Below are 3,065 nucleotides of genomic sequence, written 5' to 3'. Positions count from 1 at the left end.
CTACCGGGCTGCTCCACCCCGCGACAGGGATATCGGACAAAAGTCCTTCGGGCATTCGCCCTCAGTGTACATTTTGTCCGGGTCTGGACGGTGAAGCTAAATCTCGAAGCGGTTCTTCGATTTAGCTTCGCATTTTATCTGAAGATCGCTTGAGGCGAGGCACAGATATTAAAAAAGACCGGCAAGCTTTGTGTGCCGACCGGTCTTTTTAGGTTTGTAATGAAGGGTATTCACTCTGGTGAGTGATCCAACTCTGTAATTGATAGACCTGGCGACGACCTACTCTCCCGCGCCTTAAGACGAAGTACCATCGGCCCTGGAGGGCTTAACGACCGAGTTCGGAATGGGATCGGGTGGGGACCTTCCGGCATAGCCACCAGGTCAATCAATTACAGAGCGAAGACATTGCATGAAGCGCTTAGCGCTAACGACGTATGGTGTGTTATTCCATAAATTTTGTAGAGGAACGATCAAGCCGATCGGATTATTAGTACTGGTTAGCTTCACTCCTCACGGAGCTTCCACACCCAGCCTATCAACGTGGTAGTCTTCCACGATCCTCAGCGAGACCTTGTTTTGAGGTTAGTTTCCCGCTTAGATGCTTTCAGCGGTTATCTATTCCATACTTAGCTACCCTGCTGCGCGGCTGGCGCCACGACAGGTCCACCAGAGGTATGTCCATCCCGGTCCTCTCGTACTAGGGACAGATCCTCTCAAGTCTCGAACACCCACGGCAGATAGGGACCAAACTGTCTCACGACGTTCTGAACCCAGCTCACGTACCACTTTAAATGGCGAACAGCCATACCCTTGGGACCTGCTCCAGCCCCAGGATGTGATGAGCCGACATCGAGGTGCCAAACTTTGCCGTCGATATGGACTCTTGGGCAAAATCAGCCTGTTATCCCTAGAGTACCTTTTATCCGTTGAGCGATGGCCCTTCCACGCAGGACCACCGGATCACTATGGCCGACTTTCGTCTCTGCTCGACTTGTCAGTCTCGCAGTCAGGCGGGCTTATGCCATTGCACTCGTCGAACGATTTCCGACCGTTCTGAGCCCACCATCGCGCGCCTCCGTTACACTTTAGGAGGCGACCGCCCCAGTCAAACTACCCACCACGCCATGTTCCGGACCCGGATATACGGGCCGCGGTTAGACGTCAGCAACAATAAGGGTGGTATTTCAAGGATGGCTCCACCGAGACTGGCGCCCCGGTTTCATAGCCTCCCACCTATCCTACACATGTTGATGCTAACGCCAAGGCGAAGCTATAGTAAAGGTTCATAGGGTCTTTCCGTCTGACCGCGGGAACCCCGCATCTTCACGGGGAATTCAATTTCGCTGAGCCTATGCTGGAGACAGTGGGGAAGTCGTTACGCCATTCGTGCAGGTCGGAACTTACCCGACAAGGAATTTCGCTACCTTAGGACCGTTATAGTTACGGCCGCCGTTTACCGGGGCTTCAATTCGCAGCTCTCACCACTCCTTTTAACCTTCCGGCACCGGGCAGGCGTCAGACCCTATACGTCGCTTTACAGCTTCGCAGAGCCCTGTGTTTTTGATAAACAGTCGCTACCCCCTAGCCTGTGCCACTTAGTTCTGGTTGCCCAGAGTAAGTCACGCTTATCCCGAAGTTACGCGTGTAATTTGCCGAGTTCCTTCAGCATAGTTCTCTCAAGCGCCTTGGTATACTCTACCTGACCACCTGTGTCGGTTTCGGGTACAGTCTCTGTATGAGTTATTTCCAGGGACAACGCCCCTGCAAGGACAATCCAATAAGCCCTTACAAGTTATGCCATCCGTCACTTCATACTGGCCCAGGAATATTTACCTGGTTCCCATCGACTACGCCTTTCGGCCTCGCCTTAGGGGCTGGCTAACCCTACGCAGATTAGCTTTACGTAGGAACCCTTGGTCTTTCGGCGAGAGTGTCTCTCACACTCTTTATCGCTACTCATGTCAGCATTCTCACTTCTGATACCTCCAGCCACCCTCACGAGTGACCTTCACAGGCTTACAGAACGCTCCGCTACCGCTTGCACTAAGTGCAAGCCCTAATCTTCGGCATATGGCTTTAGCCCCGTTACATTTTCCGCGCAGGATCGCTTGACCAGTGAGCTGTTACGCTTTCTTTAAAGGATGGCTGCTTCTAAGCCAACCTCCTGGTTGTCAATGCAATCCCACATCGTTTCCCACTTAGCCATAATTTGGGGGCCTTAGATGTAGGTTAGGGTTGTTTCCCTTTTCACCATGGACGTTAGCACCCACAGTGTGTCTGCCGGACAGTTCTCTTGGGTATTCGGAGTTTGATTAGAATTGGTACAGCTCGCGCCGCCCGCATCCATTCAGTGCTCTACCCCCCAAGGAATAAATCCGACGCTCTACCTAAATAGATTTCGCGGAGAACCAGCTATGTCTAGGTTTGATTGGCCTTTCACCCCTATCCACAAGTCATCCCAGAATTTTTCAACATTCACGGGTTCGGACCTCCAGTTGGTGTTACCCAACCTTCATCCTGCTCATGGATAGATCACCTAGTTTCGGGTCGTCATGCAACGAACTTAACGCTCTATTCAAACTCGCTTTCGCTACGCCTACACCTAACGGCTTAAGCTTGCTCGGCACATGAAGTCGCTGACCCATTATACAAAAGGTACGCTGTCACACCGCTTGGGTGCTCCAACTGCTTGTAGGCTTCCGATTTCAGGATCTGTTTCACTCCCCTTGTCGGGGTGCTTTTCACCTTTCCCTCACGGTACTTGTTCACTATCGGTCGTAGAGGAGTACTTAGGCTTGGAGGGTGGTCCCCCCATGTTCAGACAGGATTTCACGTGTCCCGCCCTACTCGAGTCTCTTGCTATTTGACGTCTACGGGACTATCACCCGCTATGGTCGACCTTTCCATGTCGTTCGACTTTATATCACAAGAGCACTGGCCTGGTTCCCGTTCGCTCGCCACTACTAGGGAAGTCTCGGTTGATGTCCTTTCCTCCGGTTACTGAGATGTTTCAGTTCACCGGGTTTGCCTAATAAACCTATGTATTCAGTTTATTATACCTTTCA

The 3,065-nt window shown here is 51.8% G+C and carries 2 rRNA genes (1 of these 2 cut by a window edge); both read right to left on the bottom strand.

Annotated elements, in window-relative coordinates:
- Positions 1-266: 266 nt before the first annotated feature.
- Positions 267-381, bottom strand: a 5S ribosomal RNA gene (rrf, locus tag IE102_RS17775).
- A gap of 85 nt (positions 382-466) precedes the next feature.
- Positions 467-3,065: ribosomal RNA gene (locus tag IE102_RS17770) — 23S ribosomal RNA — on the bottom strand (it continues 272 nt past the right edge of the window).

The sequence above is a fragment of the Asticcacaulis endophyticus genome (assembly GCF_014652575.1).
Classification (GTDB): domain Bacteria; phylum Pseudomonadota; class Alphaproteobacteria; order Caulobacterales; family Caulobacteraceae; genus Asticcacaulis; species Asticcacaulis endophyticus.
The sequence above is the reverse complement of the archived record's forward strand: the minus strand, read 5'-3'. Positions and strand labels throughout refer to the sequence as shown.